This window comes from Rhizobium sp. NFACC06-2, from assembly GCF_900101425.1.
Classification (GTDB): Bacteria; Pseudomonadota; Alphaproteobacteria; order Rhizobiales; family Rhizobiaceae; genus Agrobacterium; species Agrobacterium leguminum.
The window spans coordinates 144,448-159,436 of the sequence record NZ_FMVA01000002.1 but is presented as its reverse complement, the minus strand read 5'-3'; the positions used below and the strand labels follow the sequence as shown (position 1 = coordinate 159,436).

Genomic DNA, 14,989 nt, shown 5'->3' with positions numbered 1-14,989 from the left:
GACATGGTGATTATAGCGGGTAGGAAAATTCTGACCGGAGTAGAACCATGTCCGTCGATCTCGCCACCGTAAAGCGCGTTGCGCGCCTTGCCCGTATCGCAGTCAGCGAAGAAGAAGCACAGAATATGCTCGGCCAGCTGAACGGCATACTCGGTTTCGTCGAGCAGCTTTCGGAAGTGAATGTCGACGGCGTTGAGCCGATGACCTCGGTGACCCCGGTGGACATGAAAAAACGCGCCGACGTGGTGACCGACGGCAACAAGGCGGAAGACATTGTCGCCAATGCGCCTGCGACCGACCGGGACTTCTTCATGGTCCCGAAAGTGGTCGAATAAGCCGACCGCCTCTGCCGCCCGATTTTTCCAAGATTTCGAAAGCCGTTGCCGACCATGACCGACCTGACGAGCCTGACCATTGCCGAAGCCCGCGAAAAGCTGAAGGCCAAAGAGTTTTCCGCCCTCGAGCTGACCGACGCCTATCTCTCCGCCATCGATGCGGCCAACGGCGCGCTGAACGCCTATGTGGCGACGACGCCTGAAAAGGCGCGCGACATGGCGAAAGCCTCCGACGAACGCATCGCCGCCGGCATGGCTGGCGAGCTGGAAGGCGTTCCGCTTGGCGTGAAGGACCTTTTCGCCACCCGTGACGTGCACACGCAGGCGTGTTCGCATGTTCTCGATGGCTTCAAGCCGAAATATGAATCCACCGTTACCCAGAACCTCTGGGATCAGGGCGCCGTCATGCTCGGCAAGCTCAACATGGATGAATTCGCCATGGGTTCGTCCAATGAAAGCTCCTGGTACGGCCCGGCCATCAACCCGTGGCGCGCCAATGGTTCCGACCAGAAGCTGGTGCCCGGCGGTTCTTCCGGCGGTTCCGCCGCAGCCGTGGCCGCGCATCTCTGCGCCGGCGCCACCGCAACCGATACCGGCGGCTCCATCCGCCAGCCGGCAGCCTTTACCGGCACCGTCGGCATCAAGCCCACCTATGGCCGCTGCTCGCGCTTCGGCATCGTCGCGTATGCCTCTTCGCTCGATCAGGCAGGCCCGATTGCCCGTGACGTACGGGATGCCGCGATCCTGCTGAAGACCATGGCGAGCGTCGACGCCAAGGATACGACCTCCGTCGACCTGCCGGTGCCGGACTACGAAAAGGCCATCGGTCATTCGCTCAAGGGCCTGAAGATCGGTATTCCGAAGGAATATCGCGTCGACGGCATGCCGGAAGAAATCGAAAAGCTCTGGGCCAAGGGCGTGGAATGGCTGCGCGATGCCGGTGCCGAGGTTGTCGATATCTCGCTGCCGCATACCAAATACGCGCTGCCTGCTTACTACATCGTCGCGCCTGCGGAAGCCTCGTCCAACCTTGCCCGTTATGACGGCGTTCGTTACGGCCTGCGCGTCGACGGCAAGGACATTGCCGACATGTACGAAAAGAGCCGCGCCGCCGGTTTCGGCAAGGAAGTGCAGCGCCGCATCATGGTCGGCACCTACGTGCTGTCGGCCGGTTATTACGACGCCTATTACCTGAAGGCGCAGAAGGTCCGCACGCTGATCAAGCGCGATTTCGAAAACGTCTTCCACGAGGGCGTCGACGCCATTCTGGCGCCGATCACCCCGTCTTCCGCCTTCGCAGTCGGTGACGAGGAACTCGCCTCCGATCCGGTGAAGATGTACCTGCAAGACGTTTTCACCATCACGGTCAACATGGCCGGTCTTCCGGGCCTCTCGGTTCCGGCCGGCCTCGACGGCAAGGGCCTGCCGCTTGGCCTCCAGCTCATCGGCAAGCCTTTCGAGGAGGAAACGCTGTTCAAGACGGCGCATGCCATCGAGCAGGCAGCGGGCAAGTTCACCCCCGCCAAGTGGTGGTGAGCAGTCTCAAGCTCAGACCAATGAACAAAGCCGACCGCAACGCGGTCGGCTTTGTCGGTTTTGCGGCATGGCGTTCCGGTGAAGCCTTCGACGACAGCTATCTCGATCCTGATGTCATCGAGCGGGTGAAGGGTGAATTCGAAAATTTCGCCAAGTCCCCGACCGGTGATGTTGTAGTCGCCGAAATCGACGGCATTGTCGTCGGCTGGGGTGCGTGCGATACGGCGCCGCATCATATTTCCGATGTCTGGATGGACCCGAACTGGCAGGGCAAGGGGATCGGCAAGGCCCTTATCCTTCATTTTCTCGACGGGATGCGCGCGCAGGGCCTGCCGCTTGCCACGATCGACACCCATGCCAGAAACCGTGCTGCCATCGGTCTTTATGAGCGTTGTGGTTTCAATATCGTATGGCGCGGCATGGAATGGTCGGACATCATGAAAGTCGAGCTTGAAAAGGTGAAGCTGGAGCGCAAGCTCGCGCCATAATCCGGTTGGATTGCGCCGCCTTTGCCGCTTTGCGTCGTGACGGGCGGCGGCAAGTGAGCCGCCGCCCGTTTCGTCATCGATTGTCCAGCTCACCCCGTACCAGTTCCAGACCGCGGGTGGTGATGCGGTAAGGCTTGCCGCCGGAAGAGGCGATGGCTCTCTTCCGTTTCAGTTTGCGGAAGGTGAGGAGATCGAGGCCGCTGAAAATCCAGCCGTCACGCGTGTAGAGCGCGAGTTTTTCGATTTTGTGGGCGTCGTCTCGAACGAGTTCAATTCTGCCGCCCTGGGCGAGCAGGTGAAGAATGCGCTGTTCGGCGCGGGAAATGTCCATTTTTGGAAGTCCGGTCGGCGTCGTATAGACGCGTGAAAGCAAATCCGGGTGCGGTTAAGGCATCCGGCTCGGTTTCAGCATGGCCCGGCGCGCAATAAACCTGCGGGCAGGGCCTTTACCGGGACTCCGATTGAGCGAACATAAAAACTCCGTTCTTGCTCCTTTTGGGTAGCGGGCAAAGCCGAGGCGGTCAAGTCCTGCCAGACGCCAGAAAACCACGCTGGTCGAATCGCGCCGGCAATGGTTTAATTTCAACGGCCATGGAGGGCGCGGCTTGATCGTCATTCGCAATGCGCATGAGCAGGAAGCGGAGGTTCTGGCGGCCATCGGCCTCAGGGCATGGCGACAGGCAACCGCGGCTCTCGGCATCACCCCGACCCTTTACGACAATGCGGCCAGCGCCTTTTCCAATTTTACCCGCTCGTCTTGGCTGGCGATCAGGGTGGCGGAGTTTGGCGGCTCGGTTGCCGGATGGGCGGCGCGGGAGCATTTCGACGAGACGATTTCCGATTTCTGGATCGATCCTGATTTTCACCGCAGAGGTGTCGGCAGTCACCTGTTGGGCGATGTCGAAAGGCTGATTGAGGACAGGGGGTTCGAGACCATCCGGCTTGAAACCCACGCACAGAATGAGCCGGCCGTCGCCTTTTTCCGCCACCACGGCTATAGCGTCCGCTGGCTCTCCGTCTCCTATGCGCCGAAACTCGACCGCGAAGTACAGTCGGTAGGCCTGCAGAAGCAATTGGCCGAGGTCGAGAGCGGTCTTTATGGGCCGGCTTTCTAAGACAGAGTTTGCAGAGCCTCCACCAGCCGCATCGGCCAATCCGGCATGATGGCGAGCGATGCGACAAGGCCTACCTGCAATATCACAATCGATATCAGGATGCTGCGGAACGGTTCCTTGCGCGTTTTATGCCGCAGCAGCCGTTGTGCCAAGATTGCGCCCAGGCTGCCGCCGATGAGCGCAAGCGATAACAGCGTGCTTTCCCGGATACGCCGTGCGCCATTTCTCGCCGCTTCCTTGTCCCACCAATAGACAAGAAAGACGAAAAGATTGAAGGCGATATAGGTTATGAAACAGAGAGCGACCGTCACCATGACGTGAATTGAAACCGGGAAGCGTAAAAAACGCGTATCCTGTATCGGCGAAAATCCCGGGCCTGGCGTGAGAGGGTGCAAGATGTCTTGCGCCCGCGCTCCATTTGTTCTACCCACCAAGGCCAAAGAACCCGTATATCGTGAGCTTCAGATGACCCTTGTAGACGTGCGCACCCCCGACCCGAAACGCTTCATTCCCGGCGCCACCGGCGATTGGGAAATCGTGATCGGCATGGAGGTGCATGCGCAGGTTCTCTCCAATTCCAAGCTGTTTTCCGGTGCATCGACCACCTTCGGCAATGCGCCGAATTCCAACGTGTCGCTGGTGGATGCCGCCATGCCGGGCATGCTGCCCGTCATCAACGAGGAATGCGTGAAGCAGGCGGTGCGCACCGGTCTTGGCCTGAAGGCCAAGATCAACCATCGCTCGATCTTCGACCGCAAGAACTACTTCTATCCGGACCTGCCGCAGGGTTACCAGATTTCGCAGTTCAAGGACCCGATCGTAGGTGAGGGCACCATCACCATTTCGCTCGGTCCGGACCGTCAGGGCAATTTCGAAGATATCGAAATCGGCATCGAGCGTCTGCATCTGGAGCAGGACGCCGGCAAGTCCATGCATGACCAGCACCCCACCATGTCCTTCGTGGACCTGAACCGTTCGGGCGTGGCGCTTATGGAAATCGTCTCCAAGCCGGATATGCGCTCGTCGGACGAAGCCAAGGCCTATCTCACCAAGCTGCGTTCCATCGTGCGTTACCTCGGCACCTGCGACGGCAACATGGATGAAGGCTCCATGCGCGCCGACGTCAACGTCTCCGTGCGCCGTCCGGGCGAAGGTTTCGGCACGCGCTGCGAAATCAAGAACGTCAACTCCATCCGCTTTGTCGGTCAGGCCATCGAATATGAGGCGCGTCGCCAGATCGCCATTCTGGAAGATGGCGGCGTCATCGATCAGGAAACCCGCCTGTTCGATCCCGGCAAGGGCGAGACGCGGTCCATGCGCTCCAAGGAAGATGCGCATGATTATCGTTATTTCCCCGATCCGGATCTGCTGCCGCTCGAATTCGACGATGCCTTCGTTGAGGCGCTGAAGGTCGATCTGCCGGAACTGCCTGACGACAAGAAGGCCCGTTTCGTGGCCGATCTCGGCCTGTCGGTCTATGACGCCTCGATCCTCGTTTCAGAAAAGGCGATTGCCGATTATTACGAGGCCGTCGCCGCCGGCCGCGATGCGAAGGCTGCCGCCAACTGGGTCATCAACGATCTGCTCGGCGCGCTCAACAAATCGGGCAAGGATATCGAGACGACGCCGGTTTCCCCGGAACAGCTGGGCGGCATTATCGATCTCATCAAGGCCGAGACCATCTCCGGCAAGATCGCCAAGGACCTGTTCGAAATCGTCTGGAACGAGGGCGGCAATCCGGCCGAGATCGTCGAAGCCCGCGGCATGAAGCAGGTGACCGATACCGGCGCCATCGAAAAGGCCGTGGATGAGATCATCGCCGCCAACCCGGATCAGGTCGAGAAGGTGAAGGCAAAGCCGACGCTTGCCGGCTGGTTCGTCGGTCAGGTCATGAAAGCGACGGGCGGCAAGGCCAACCCGCAGGCGGTGCAGGCGCTGGTGAAGGCCAAGCTCGGTATCGAGGAAGAGTAAGCGGACGCTGCCTCGTACGCTGGTAACGGCTCAGAGGTTCCGTCATCCCGGCCTTGAGCCGGGATCCAGCCAGCCCAAGTCCTTGGGCTGAAAAGACTCTTTTCGCCGCGCAGACGCAAGGCGGCTGGATGCCGGATCAAGTCCGGCATGACGGAAGTAAGGTTTTAGCCCGGATTATTTCCGATTGAACCACACAGTGGTACAAGCCGAGGATGACGTCGAGCACAGAGCACCGACATCACTTCTGCCGGGATCAATACCCGGCATTTCTGTTTTTAGACGGAGCCAAATCATGTTTTTCATCCGCACGGCAAGCCTGCGTGACATCGAGCCGGTACGCACCCTGCTCGCCACGACGTGGCACGCGACCTATGATGCGATCTATGGCGTGGACAAGGTGAATCAGTTGATCCTCGCATGGCATTCGCCGCAGGCCATGAAGGACCGTATCGAGAAAAAGGGCGGCGAGTTTCTGGTGGCTGACGACGGCAAGCGGATTGGCGGCATGGCCTATGGCTCCATGTCCACCAAGATGGCGAAGACGGCCCTGCTGCACCAGCTCTATGTCGCGCCTGACCTTCAGCGGCAGGGCGTCGGCCGCGATCTCTTCGCCGAACTGGAAACCTGTTTTCCAGATGCGGAAATCATGCGGCTGGAAGTCGAGCCTAAAAATACTGTCGCAATCGCCTTTTATGAAGGCGTCGGATTTGTCGAGGTCGACCGAATCGAGCGCATGGCGGGCATCGAGGGTCTGCCCGGCGTCGTTATGGAAAAGAGCCTGACCCGATGAATGAGACACTTCAACAACTGATCATCCGCACGGCCCGCGAAGACGATCTTCCGGCACTCGCCGCCATTTTTGCCGCCGACGAGATCGGCGGCCACGGCGATACGGCGGAAGAATCGGCGCAGCCGGATTATCTCGCCGCTTTCCGCGCCATCGAAGCGTCGCCGAGCGAAACCCTCTATGTGGCGGAGCTGGATGGCGAGGTGGTCGGCACCTTCCAGACGGCGATCCTGACCAAGCTCGTCGGGCGAGGGGCGAAGTCCATGGTGATCGAGGCGGTGCAGACCCGTGCCGACATGCGCGGTCGCGGCATCGGTGCAGTGATGATCAATCATTGCCTGGAAGAAGCCCGCCGGCAGGGCCTGAACGCCGCGCAGCTGACGTCCAACATGGCCAGGCTGGACGCTCACCGCTTCTACGAGCGGCTGGGTTTCGAGAAGCGGCATTTAGGCTTCAGGATGAAGCTGAAATAGCGCGGATATATCTCGAAATGCTGGACAATTGCCGTGAGGGGCGGCATAAGCATGTCTTGTGCCGTGCACGGAAAATCGCTGCGGCGCATTCAAGCCCGAGGAACGTAGAATGAAGACTCTCCTGACGCAAATCTTCACCTGGTGGAACGGCCAGACGATCGGAACGCGGTTTCATACCTGGCGTTTCGGCAAGAAGGTAGGACAGGATGAGTTGGGCAACACCTATTACGAAGGCGGCACCACTTCCTGGGGCATGCCGCGCCGCTGGGTGATCTATAACGGTTATGCCGAAGCGTCGGCCATTCCGCCCGGCTGGCATGGCTGGATGCATTACCGTACCGACGTGCCGCCGAGCCAGGAAAGCTACGTTGCGCGCGACTGGCAGAAGCCGCACCAGCCGAACCTCACCGGTTCCTCCAAGGCCTATCGCCCGCAGGGATCGCTGGCCGTGGCCGGCGAGCGCCCGCGCGTGACCGGCGACTACGACGCCTGGACCCCCGGCAACTAAGCATCTTGCGATGCGCGGTGTTGTGCAAAACACCGCGCTTGCATCCGGCCTCACCGGTTTTTGCCACATTCCGCCCTTAGGCGTTGATCCGGTCGGCGGTTCGACACAGGCAAATATTTGGAGACATATCGTATGAGGAAATTCACGCGGGATCGTTCTTTGCGTGCGCTGACAGTCTCGCTGTTTGCAGCGGTCTCTGCTGTCATCCTCATTTCGCCCGTTTCTGCTGCTCGTCTTGAAAACCGCGTGGCGGTGTTTTCCGGCATCGACAAGATCACCGGCCGCATCACTTCCTTCGATGTCTATATCGATGAGACGGTGCAGTTCGGCGCGCTTCAGGTGACGCCGAAAGTCTGCTATTCCCGCGACCAGACGGAAGCGCAGAAGATCGATGCCTTCATCGAGGTGGATGAAATCACCCTCGACCGCAAGATCAAGCGGATTTTCACGGGCTGGATGTTCGCCGACAGCCCCGGCCTCAACGCCGTGGAACACCCGATCTACGACGTGTGGCTGACGGGCTGCAAGCAGGACTCGGAAGTTCCCGCTCCCTCTACGGCAAGCAAGTAATTAACCCACGACCGCGCCTATTTCTGGCGTCTGAGCTTCTCGGCCAAATCGGCCAGGGCTTTGCTTTTGCTTTCGAGTTGTTCGATCATTTCCTCCCGCGTCAGTTCGGGCTCGATCACGATCGGAACGGTGAACTTGTTGGGCTGATCGCTGGCGGGAGGCGAGGGGAACCTGATTTCAGAAAATGCCCTCTTCACGGCCGTTCTTGTCGGATAGGTGCTATCCCTTATGTTTTTGACCTGAACGGCCTGCATCTTTCCCGTCGGGTTAACGCGGAAAGTAACAACGAGTACCTGCTTCTTGTTCGTCCGCACGACCTTGAATTCCGGGCGGCCGGTTACGCCCGTCAAGGCTCGGGAAATTTCGCTTCGCCAGGCGGCCTGCGGGTTGGGGCGCTGTTCGGCAGCGGTGACATTCGCCGCCGGCGTCAACATCAATAACAAGGCTGCAATCCAGCGCATGACCATCCCCCGGTGAACCATATATCATGATCGGATAAGTCATGATTTTGAGGGTTGCAAGAAAAATCTCAGGTTGTTTTCAGCGGTGATTTTCTTGCGCAGACAATTTTTCGAAGGGCACATCCGGCCTGTCGACAGCCGCTTCAAGTATCGTGGCATATTCCGACTTTGGGATATCGATTGCGCCGAATGTTTTCAGATGTTCGGTCGTAAATTGCGTGTCGAGCAACGTAAATCCCTGCTGCCGCAAACGCTCGACCAGATGCACGAGGCAAATCTTCGATGCATTGGTGCGGCGGGAAAACATGCTCTCGCCGAAGAAAGCGGCGCCCAGCGAGACGCCGTAGAGCCCGCCGACAAGCTCATCGCCCTCCCACGCCTCGACGCTATGGGCATGGCCGATCTGGTGCAACTCGGTATAGAGCCTGCGGATGGTGGCATTGATCCAGGTACTTGGCCTGTCCGGCGCTTCCGCCGCGCATCCGGCCATCACCGCTTCGAAGGCGGTGTTGAAGCGAATCTCGAACGGCTTCCTGCGCATCGCCTTGGCGAGGCTTTTGGAAACGTGAAAACCATTGAGGGGGATGATCCCCCGAATTTCCGGCTCGACCCAGAAAAGCTCGGGATCGTCAGCCGAATCGGCCATTGGGAACAGCCCGGCGGAATAGGCGCGCAGCAGGATATCGACCGTTATGCCGTTATTTCTGCTGCGCCGCCCAACCATATCGTCTTAGTGAGACGCGTCACCGGCCAGATATTTTTCCAGCCAGTGAATGTCGTAATCGCCCTTCAGGATATCCTCGTTCTGAAGGAGATCCTGGAAAAGCGGCAGCGTAGTCTTGATGCCATCAACGACGAATTCGTCGAGCGCCCGACGCAGACGGCGAATGCATTCGTCACGGTCGCGACCGTGAACGATCAGCTTGCCGATCATGCTGTCGTAATAGGGTGGGATTTTGTAGCCCTGATAGGCGCCAGAATCGACGCGCACGCCCAGACCGCCCGGCGTATGGAAATAGGTCAGCGTGCCCGGCGAGGGAACGAAGGTGCGCGGGTCCTCGGCATTGATACGGCATTCGATGGCATGGCCATGGAATTCGATATCGTCCTGCGTGACCGACAGGCCCTGGCCGGAAGCGACCCTGATCTGTTCCTGCACGAGATCCATGCCGGTGATGGCTTCCGTCACCGGATGCTCCACCTGCAGACGGGTGTTCATTTCGATGAAATAGAACTCGCCGTTTTCATAAAGGAACTCGATGGTGCCCGCGCCGCGATATTTCAGCTTGCGCATGGCGCTCGCGCAGATTTCGCCGATTTTCATGCGCTGTTCGACGGTCAGAGCCGGCGAATTGGCTTCTTCCAGCACCTTCTGGTGACGGCGCTGCAACGAGCAATCGCGTTCGCCGAGGTGAACGGCATTGCCTTCGCCATCGCCGAAAACCTGCACTTCGATATGGCGTGGTTGGCCGAGGTACTTTTCCATATAGACGGCGTCGTTGCCGAAGGCTGCTGCCGCTTCGGATCGGGCCGTCGCAACGGCTTCTTCCAGATCGGCTTCGGTCTTCGCCACTTTCATGCCGCGACCACCGCCGCCCGCCGTCGCCTTGATGAGGACCGGGAAGCCGATCGTCCGGGCGATTTCGAGCGCGTTTTCAGGCTTCACTTCGCCATCGGAACCGGGAACCACGGGAATGCCGAGTTCCTGCGCCGTCTGCTTGGCGGTGATCTTGTCGCCCATGATGCGGATATGTTCGGCGGTCGGCCCGATGAAGGTGATGCCGTGCGCGTCGAGAATGTCTGCGAACTTGGCATTTTCCGACAGGAAGCCGTAACCGGGGTGAACGGCGTCCGCGCCGGTGATTTCGCAGGCTGCAACGATCTGGTGGATGTTGAGGTAGCTGTCACGCGAGGGCGGCGGGCCGATGCACACGCTTTCGTCGGCAAGGCGCACATGCATGGCGTCCGCGTCGGCCGTGGAATGCACGGCCACCGTCGGAATGCCAAGTTCCTTGGCGGCGCGCAGGACGCGTAGCGCGATCTCGCCGCGGTTGGCTATGAGGATCTTCGAAACCATGCTGAACCGCCTTTATTCGATGACCACGAGGGCTTCGCCATACTCCACGGGCTGAGCGTCGTTGACGACGATTTCCACGACCTTGCCGGACTTGGGAGCCGGGATCTGGTTCATGGTCTTCATGGCTTCGACGATGAGGATGGTCTGGCCTTCCTTGACGGTTGCACCCACTTCGATGAAGGGACGTGCGCCCGGGGCAGGCGAAAGATAGACCGTGCCGACCATCGGCGAGGACACGGTGTTGGCCGGGTTGCGGGCAGGCGCTGCGGAGGCCGCAGGGGCGGCCGGCGCGGCTGCGGCCGGTGCAGCAACGGGGGCTGCTGCCGGTGCGGGCGCATAAGCAGCAGGCGCTGCGGCATAGACCGTGGCGGCGGGAGCGGCGCGGGAAACGCGGATGCGCAGGTCGTCCTGCTCCACTTCGATTTCCGAAAGGTCGGTATCGTTGAGGATATTCGCGAGTTCGCGGATCAGTTCCTTGTCGATACCCTGTTTCTTTTCAGACATGACAAACCCTATTCTTTGTTTCTTTTTATGCCGTGATGTTTTTCAGCGCGTGAAGCGCCATGATGTATCCATATGGTCCGAAACCGCAGACCATGCCCTTTGCCGCGGGTGATACCATCGATTTGTGACGGAACTCTTCGCGGGCGTGGATGTTGGAAATGTGCACTTCCACGACGGGCGTGGAAATCGCGCGAATGGCGTCATGCAACGCGATGGATGTGTGGCTGTAGGCGCCGGGATTGATCACGACGCCAGCCGCCCGCTCACCCGCCTCCTGCAACCAGTCCACCAGCACGCCTTCGTGGTTGGACTGGCGGAATTCCACTGCGAAACCGAGATCGGCACCGGCTTGAAGGCAATCATTCTCGATGTCCTTCAGCGTCTTGCCACCATAGATACCCGGTTCCCTTTTTCCCAGCATGTTGAGATTGGGGCCGTTGATGACGATGATGATGTTGCTCATTCACGTTTCCATAAGAAAATCAGCGACACCTATAGACTGCGCAGCCGTCAAGGAAAAGCCCCCGCAAGCCTTAAACCGGCCGCTTGGCAGGCATCTCACAGGGAATGCAGTGGCTTTTTTAGCAATCAGGAGCAGGTGGCTTTTCCACAGCTGCGCATATTGGCGATTTTTTCTTTCAGCGGGTCAGCGCCGACCGCGCCGAAAACCGCCTCGTCGCCGACGATATAGGACGGCGTTCCGGTGATGCCGAGGCTGGTTGCCAGCTTGTAAGTCTCCTGCACCTGCTCGTCATTGGGGTTCTCCGCCATCGATTTGCGGATGTCGGCTTCCTTGAGGCCGAGCGAGGTCGCGACTTCCATGGCGCTGTCCTCATTCGCCCGTCCGCGGCCGCCGAGCAGCGTGCGCTGGAATTCGGGATACTTGGCCGGCGCCAGCAGCTTCACGGCATTGGAGACACGGTGGGCCGCAACCGATTCCGGTCCGAGGATCGGGAATTCCTTGAGGACGACACGCACCTTCTTGTCGCTCTTCAGGATGTTGTCCATGTCGCCCATGGCGCGTTTGCAATAACCGCAATTGTAGTCGAAGAACTCGACCAGCGTGACGTCGCCATCCGGGTTGCCGAGCGCCAGATCGAATTTCGATTCGAAGATGGCCTTCTTGTTGTCGGCGACGGCTTCTGCCGCCTTGGCGTTGCGCGCCGCATATTGCTTGCGCTCAAGCGCATCCTGAACCTCGAGCATGATTTCCGGGTTCTCGATCAGATATTGCTTGATGAACTCGCCCATTTCCTTCTTCTGCTGCTCGTCGAGCGCATGGGCGGGCAGGGAGGCGAATACCGTCGAAAGGGCCGTCACGCTGGCGAAAAGGGTGGAACGGAGAAAATGCGCCATATCGGTCCTCATTCTGTGCGGCCGGAGCCTCTTGAAATCTTATGAAGGCAATTACCTTACTTTAAGCCAAATGCCATACGGCAAAAATACTTGTCCGCATTATGATCGCATGATTGTGAAGATTGTGATTCTGCGGCAAGTCTCTGAAATACGGTTCAGGAAAGAGCATGCCCTTGATTACGATGTCGAAGCGGAGCGCAGTCGAACCCTTTCATGCCATGGATATTCTGGCGGAGGCGAACCGGCGACGGCAGGCGGGACGCCCCGTCATTTCCATGGCGGTCGGCCAGCCCTCGCATCCCGCGCCGAAAGCCTCGCTTGCGGCGGCTGAGGTGGCGCTGAAGCATGGGCGGATCGGCTATACCGACGCGCTGGGTCTGCGCGAGCTGCGCGAGGCGATTGCCGGCCATTACCGGCTGCGTCATCAGGTGGCCATCGATCCGGCCCGCATCGCCGTGACCACGGGCTCATCCGCCGCCTTCAACCTCGCTTTCCTCAGCCTTTTCGATGCTGGCGATTATGTCGCCATCGCAAGGCCTGGCTATCCGGCGTATCGCAATATTCTGAAGGCTCTCGGTCTCAATGTCGTAGAAGTGCCGGTCACGGCTGAAACCGGCTATACGCTGACCCCCGCAAGTCTGGAGCGGGCGGAAACGAAAGCCGGATGCAAGCTGAAGGGCGTGCTTCTGGCAAGCCCGGCCAATCCGACCGGCACGGTTACCGGCCGTGAGGCGCTGAAGCGGCTTGCGAGCTACTGCGAAAGCCGCGACATGGCTTTCATTTCCGACGAGATTTATCACGGCCTTACCTTTGTCGGCGAAGAGACGAGCGCGCTCGAAATCACCGACAATGCCGTGATCATCAACTCCTTCTCCAAATATTATTGCATGACCGGCTGGCGCATCGGCTGGATGGTGCTGCCCGAAAATCTGGTCCGCCCCGTCGAGTGTCTGGCCCAGAGCCTTTATATTTCCGCGCCCGAACTGTCGCAGCTTGCGGCGACAGCGGCCTTTTCGGCGGCGGAGGAGCTGGACGTCTACCGGGAAAGCTATCGCACCAACCGCGATTTCCTGATGGCGCGCCTGCCAGAGATTGGCTTGCCGCTGGCATCCCCGATGGATGGCGCTTTTTACGCCTATGTCGATACCAGCCGTTTTTCTAATGACAGCATGGATTTTGCCAAGCGCATGCTGGCGGAAATCGATGTGGCGGCGACGCCCGGCATGGATTTTGACCCCGAGGAAGGCCATAGGGCGCTGCGCATTTCCTATGCGGGTTCCGTGTCGGATATCGCCGAGGCCGTTGGACGTATTGCCGGCTGGCTGAAATAAGCCGGGATCATCCGATTATGGAGATCAGGCGGGCGTGCACCCGAAGGTGCTGTTGAACGCCTTTTCACCCTTTGCAGTGAAGGTCAACACACGGCCGTTTCCTCGCCGCAGCCAGTCGCGCTGCTGCATGGCTTCGAGAAGCGATGCGCCAAGCCCGCCGCCGAGGTGATGGCGGCGTTCGCTCCAGTCCAGGCAATGCAGGCAGACCGGGCGACGGGCCTTTTCGAGTGACGAAAGGTCGATGCCGAAGCTTGAGAAGAAGTCGCGTCCGCTCTCCGTAAGGGCAGGATCATCACCTAACGTCACGAGCCCTTTTGCGGTGATGGCGGCAAGCAGCGCCACGCCGCTTTCCCCGGCCAGATGATCGTAGCAGATGCGCGCTTCCCGCAGCGCCTTGTCCTTCGGTCCCGTGCGGACGCGGACTGCGCCCGTGCGCTGGGCAAGACCCATCAACGCTTCCAGAACATGCGCCACATCCTCGTCGGAAAGACGGAAATAGCGGTGACGCCCCTGTTTTTCCGCTTTCAGGAGTTGCGCCTCGGAAAGCTTCGACAGATGCCCACTGGCGGTCTGCAGGGTCACGCCGGCGGCTTCGGCAAGCTCGCTTGCGGTCAGCGCACGTCCGTCCATAAGCGCCGTCAGGATGTTGGCGCGGGCAGGGTCGCCGATCAGCGCGGCGACATTGGCGATCAGAGGTCCGTCTTTCATGCTTCGATGGTAGCCGAAGCATTGATGCAAGGCAATGGCTTAAAAGAGAGAGGCAAAACACGAGGAGACAAACGATGCTGACCTGTTTCATCCGCTACGAGATCGATCCTTTCAAGGTTGATGCCTTTGAGCGATATGCCCGCACATGGGGTGAGGCGATACCGCGCTGCGGGGCCGATCTGATCGGCTATTACGCTCCGAAGGAGGGATCGAGCACCATTGCCTACGGTGTCTACAACATCGAAAATCTCGCCGCTTACGAAGCCTACAGGGCACGGCTCGCCGCCGATCCTGCGGGGCGGGAAAATTACGAATTCGCCCGCCGTGAACAGTTCATCCGTCGCGAGGACCGGCTTTTCCTGCGTCTCGCCTCCGCTCCGCACGCCGGAGGCGGACAATGATCGCCGTTATCTTCGAGGTCTGGCCGGCTGAAGGTGAGAAGCAGCATTATCTCGACATCGCGGCAGGCCTGCGGGCTGAACTGGAAACCATAGACGGCTTCCTGTCCGTTGAGCGGTTTCAAAGCATCGGCAATCCGGACAAGATGCTCTCTCTGTCCTTCTTCCGGGATGAAGAAGCGGTGAGGGCATGGCGCAACACCCTGCCGCATCGCGCCGCGCAGTCGCTGGGCCGCTCCGGTGTTTTTGCCGATTACCGGCTGCGTATCGCGCAGGTGATTCGCGACTATGGCCTGGAGGAGAGGGAGGAAGCGCCAGCCGACAGCCGGAAAGTCCATCGGGCAGATGGAACAGCTTAGGCTGATGTCTCC

The 14,989-nt window shown here is 59.7% G+C and carries 21 protein-coding genes; 12 read left to right on the top strand and 9 right to left on the bottom strand.

From position 1 onward, the window contains the following. The first annotated feature begins 47 nt into the window (after nucleotides 1-47). Genes gatC through F3H58_RS05095 form a run of 3 tightly spaced genes read left to right on the top strand, consistent with a single transcriptional unit; the run spans nucleotide 48 to nucleotide 2,359 of the window. Entirely contained in the window at nucleotides 48-335 is a 288-nt protein-coding gene (gene gatC / locus F3H58_RS05105; protein WP_003521472.1) for an Asp-tRNA(Asn)/Glu-tRNA(Gln) amidotransferase subunit GatC, read from the top strand. A 54-nt stretch (nucleotides 336-389) separates the two neighbouring features. Next, a complete protein-coding gene (gene gatA, locus F3H58_RS05100; protein WP_149741446.1) occupies nucleotides 390-1,871 on the top strand; it encodes an Asp-tRNA(Asn)/Glu-tRNA(Gln) amidotransferase subunit GatA in 1,482 nt (493 codons plus the stop codon). Nucleotides 1,872-1,891: 20 nt separating this feature from the next. Then, nucleotides 1,892-2,359, top strand: a complete 468-nt coding sequence (locus F3H58_RS05095) for a GNAT family N-acetyltransferase (RefSeq protein WP_149741445.1) — start codon at nucleotides 1,892-1,894, stop codon at nucleotides 2,357-2,359. 73 nt (nucleotides 2,360-2,432) lie between these two features. Here the strand turns inward: F3H58_RS05095 and F3H58_RS05090 are convergent, their stop codons facing one another. Beyond that, complete coding sequence (locus F3H58_RS05090) at nucleotides 2,433-2,690, bottom strand: YjhX family toxin (protein WP_003521470.1); 258 nt, start codon at nucleotides 2,688-2,690, stop codon at nucleotides 2,433-2,435. A gap of 274 nt (nucleotides 2,691-2,964) precedes the next feature. On the opposite strand from F3H58_RS05090, the gene F3H58_RS05085 reads away from it, so the two are divergent. Continuing rightward, nucleotides 2,965-3,474: a GNAT family N-acetyltransferase gene (locus F3H58_RS05085; RefSeq protein ID WP_035217587.1), complete on the top strand. Its 510-nt coding sequence runs from the start codon at nucleotides 2,965-2,967 to the stop codon at nucleotides 3,472-3,474. Here F3H58_RS05085 and F3H58_RS05080 read toward each other — a convergent pair. Continuing rightward, nucleotides 3,471-3,788 carry a DUF1294 domain-containing protein gene (locus F3H58_RS05080; RefSeq protein ID WP_188128781.1) on the bottom strand — a complete coding sequence of 106 codons (318 nt, stop codon included), beginning with the start codon at nucleotides 3,786-3,788 and terminating at the stop codon, nucleotides 3,471-3,473. The genes F3H58_RS05085 and F3H58_RS05080 overlap by 4 nt on opposite strands. 151 nt (nucleotides 3,789-3,939) lie before the next feature. Here F3H58_RS05080 and gatB point away from each other — a divergent pair, with 151 nt between their 5' ends. The 5 genes from gatB (at nucleotide 3,940) to F3H58_RS05055 (ending at nucleotide 7,783) form a co-directional block, all read left to right on the top strand. Then, nucleotides 3,940-5,445, top strand: coding sequence for an Asp-tRNA(Asn)/Glu-tRNA(Gln) amidotransferase subunit GatB (gene gatB / locus F3H58_RS05075; protein ID WP_078054000.1), 1,506 nt, complete (start codon nucleotides 3,940-3,942; stop codon nucleotides 5,443-5,445). A gap of 292 nt (nucleotides 5,446-5,737) precedes the next feature. Continuing rightward, a complete protein-coding gene (locus F3H58_RS05070; RefSeq protein ID WP_065653959.1) occupies nucleotides 5,738-6,235 on the top strand; it encodes a GNAT family N-acetyltransferase in 498 nt (165 codons plus the stop codon). Continuing rightward, on the top strand, nucleotides 6,232-6,705 hold the full coding sequence (locus tag F3H58_RS05065; RefSeq protein ID WP_065653958.1) for a GNAT family N-acetyltransferase: 474 nt from the start codon (nucleotides 6,232-6,234) through the stop codon (nucleotides 6,703-6,705). Before F3H58_RS05070 ends, F3H58_RS05065 begins: the two co-directional genes overlap by 4 nt. Before the next feature lie 109 nt (nucleotides 6,706-6,814). Then, nucleotides 6,815-7,213 (top strand): NADH:ubiquinone oxidoreductase subunit NDUFA12, encoded by a 399-nt coding sequence (locus F3H58_RS05060; RefSeq protein WP_003521463.1) that lies wholly within the window; start codon nucleotides 6,815-6,817, stop codon nucleotides 7,211-7,213. A gap of 132 nt (nucleotides 7,214-7,345) precedes the next feature. Beyond that, nucleotides 7,346-7,783 (top strand): DUF2155 domain-containing protein, encoded by a 438-nt coding sequence (locus tag F3H58_RS05055; protein ID WP_065653957.1) that lies wholly within the window; start codon nucleotides 7,346-7,348, stop codon nucleotides 7,781-7,783. 17 nt (nucleotides 7,784-7,800) lie between these two features. Here F3H58_RS05055 and F3H58_RS05050 read toward each other — a convergent pair whose 3' ends face one another. The 6 genes from F3H58_RS05050 to F3H58_RS05025 all read right to left on the bottom strand — a co-directional run bounded on the left by F3H58_RS05050 (nucleotide 7,801) and on the right by F3H58_RS05025 (nucleotide 12,181). Beyond that, nucleotides 7,801-8,244, bottom strand: a complete 444-nt coding sequence (locus F3H58_RS05050) for a hypothetical protein (RefSeq protein ID WP_286169094.1) — start codon at nucleotides 8,242-8,244, stop codon at nucleotides 7,801-7,803. A gap of 79 nt (nucleotides 8,245-8,323) precedes the next feature. Then, nucleotides 8,324-8,968 carry a leucyl/phenylalanyl-tRNA--protein transferase gene (gene aat / locus F3H58_RS05045; protein WP_149741443.1) on the bottom strand — a complete coding sequence of 215 codons (645 nt, stop codon included), beginning with the start codon at nucleotides 8,966-8,968 and terminating at the stop codon, nucleotides 8,324-8,326. Between the two features lie 6 nt (nucleotides 8,969-8,974). Then, on the bottom strand, nucleotides 8,975-10,321 hold the full coding sequence (gene accC / locus F3H58_RS05040) for an acetyl-CoA carboxylase biotin carboxylase subunit (RefSeq protein ID WP_149741442.1): 1,347 nt from the start codon (nucleotides 10,319-10,321) through the stop codon (nucleotides 8,975-8,977). Nucleotides 10,322-10,333: 12 nt separating this feature from the next. Beyond that, on the bottom strand, nucleotides 10,334-10,825 hold the full coding sequence (gene accB / locus F3H58_RS05035) for an acetyl-CoA carboxylase biotin carboxyl carrier protein (protein ID WP_059752742.1): 492 nt from the start codon (nucleotides 10,823-10,825) through the stop codon (nucleotides 10,334-10,336). A 25-nt stretch (nucleotides 10,826-10,850) separates the two neighbouring features. Next, nucleotides 10,851-11,288, bottom strand: coding sequence for a type II 3-dehydroquinate dehydratase (gene aroQ / locus F3H58_RS05030; protein WP_077982408.1), 438 nt, complete (start codon nucleotides 11,286-11,288; stop codon nucleotides 10,851-10,853). Between the two features lie 125 nt (nucleotides 11,289-11,413). After that, nucleotides 11,414-12,181: a DsbA family protein gene (locus F3H58_RS05025; protein WP_149741441.1), complete on the bottom strand. Its 768-nt coding sequence runs from the start codon at nucleotides 12,179-12,181 to the stop codon at nucleotides 11,414-11,416. A gap of 173 nt (nucleotides 12,182-12,354) precedes the next feature. Here F3H58_RS05025 and F3H58_RS05020 point away from each other — a divergent pair, with 173 nt between their 5' ends. Continuing rightward, nucleotides 12,355-13,512, top strand: coding sequence for a pyridoxal phosphate-dependent aminotransferase (locus F3H58_RS05020; protein ID WP_188128809.1), 1,158 nt, complete (start codon nucleotides 12,355-12,357; stop codon nucleotides 13,510-13,512). A 24-nt stretch (nucleotides 13,513-13,536) separates the two neighbouring features. Here F3H58_RS05020 and F3H58_RS05015 read toward each other — a convergent pair whose 3' ends face one another. Beyond that, nucleotides 13,537-14,220: an ArsR/SmtB family transcription factor gene (locus F3H58_RS05015; RefSeq protein WP_065653952.1), complete on the bottom strand. Its 684-nt coding sequence runs from the start codon at nucleotides 14,218-14,220 to the stop codon at nucleotides 13,537-13,539. Nucleotides 14,221-14,294: 74 nt separating this feature from the next. On the opposite strand from F3H58_RS05015, the gene F3H58_RS05010 reads away from it, so the two are divergent. Next, complete coding sequence (locus F3H58_RS05010; RefSeq protein ID WP_003521451.1) at nucleotides 14,295-14,621, top strand: NIPSNAP family protein; 327 nt, start codon at nucleotides 14,295-14,297, stop codon at nucleotides 14,619-14,621. Continuing rightward, complete coding sequence (locus F3H58_RS05005) at nucleotides 14,618-14,977, top strand: antibiotic biosynthesis monooxygenase family protein (RefSeq protein WP_149741439.1); 360 nt, start codon at nucleotides 14,618-14,620, stop codon at nucleotides 14,975-14,977. Before F3H58_RS05010 ends, F3H58_RS05005 begins: the two co-directional genes overlap by 4 nt. Nucleotides 14,978-14,989 lie beyond the last annotated feature (12 nt).

Bases quoted from the DNA above. Each gene is read 5' to 3' on its own strand.
- F3H58_RS05095 (WP_149741445.1), top strand. From the start codon at position 1,892: ATGAACAAAGCCGACCGCAACGCGGTCGGCTTTGTCGGTTTTGCGGCA.
- accB (WP_059752742.1), bottom strand. From the start codon at position 10,825: ATGTCTGAAAAGAAACAGGGTATCGACAAGGAACTGATCCGCGAACTC.
- F3H58_RS05015 (WP_065653952.1), bottom strand. From the start codon at position 14,220: ATGAAAGACGGACCTCTGATCGCCAATGTCGCCGCGCTGATCGGCGAC.
- F3H58_RS05025 (WP_149741441.1), bottom strand. From the start codon at position 12,181: ATGGCGCATTTTCTCCGTTCCACCCTTTTCGCCAGCGTGACGGCCCTT.
- F3H58_RS05005 (WP_149741439.1), top strand. From the start codon at position 14,618: ATGATCGCCGTTATCTTCGAGGTCTGGCCGGCTGAAGGTGAGAAGCAG.
- F3H58_RS05060 (WP_003521463.1), top strand. From the start codon at position 6,815: ATGAAGACTCTCCTGACGCAAATCTTCACCTGGTGGAACGGCCAGACG.
- gatC (WP_003521472.1), top strand. From the start codon at position 48: ATGTCCGTCGATCTCGCCACCGTAAAGCGCGTTGCGCGCCTTGCCCGT.
- aroQ (WP_077982408.1), bottom strand. From the start codon at position 11,288: ATGAGCAACATCATCATCGTCATCAACGGCCCCAATCTCAACATGCTG.
- gatB (WP_078054000.1), top strand. From the start codon at position 3,940: ATGACCCTTGTAGACGTGCGCACCCCCGACCCGAAACGCTTCATTCCC.
- F3H58_RS05065 (WP_065653958.1), top strand. From the start codon at position 6,232: ATGAATGAGACACTTCAACAACTGATCATCCGCACGGCCCGCGAAGAC.
- F3H58_RS05080 (WP_188128781.1), bottom strand. From the start codon at position 3,788: ATGGTGACGGTCGCTCTCTGTTTCATAACCTATATCGCCTTCAATCTT.
- F3H58_RS05070 (WP_065653959.1), top strand. From the start codon at position 5,738: ATGTTTTTCATCCGCACGGCAAGCCTGCGTGACATCGAGCCGGTACGC.
- accC (WP_149741442.1), bottom strand. From the start codon at position 10,321: ATGGTTTCGAAGATCCTCATAGCCAACCGCGGCGAGATCGCGCTACGC.
- gatA (WP_149741446.1), top strand. From the start codon at position 390: ATGACCGACCTGACGAGCCTGACCATTGCCGAAGCCCGCGAAAAGCTG.
- aat (WP_149741443.1), bottom strand. From the start codon at position 8,968: ATGGTTGGGCGGCGCAGCAGAAATAACGGCATAACGGTCGATATCCTG.
- F3H58_RS05055 (WP_065653957.1), top strand. From the start codon at position 7,346: ATGAGGAAATTCACGCGGGATCGTTCTTTGCGTGCGCTGACAGTCTCG.
- F3H58_RS05010 (WP_003521451.1), top strand. From the start codon at position 14,295: ATGCTGACCTGTTTCATCCGCTACGAGATCGATCCTTTCAAGGTTGAT.
- F3H58_RS05090 (WP_003521470.1), bottom strand. From the start codon at position 2,690: ATGGACATTTCCCGCGCCGAACAGCGCATTCTTCACCTGCTCGCCCAG.
- F3H58_RS05050 (WP_286169094.1), bottom strand. From the start codon at position 8,244: ATGCGCTGGATTGCAGCCTTGTTATTGATGTTGACGCCGGCGGCGAAT.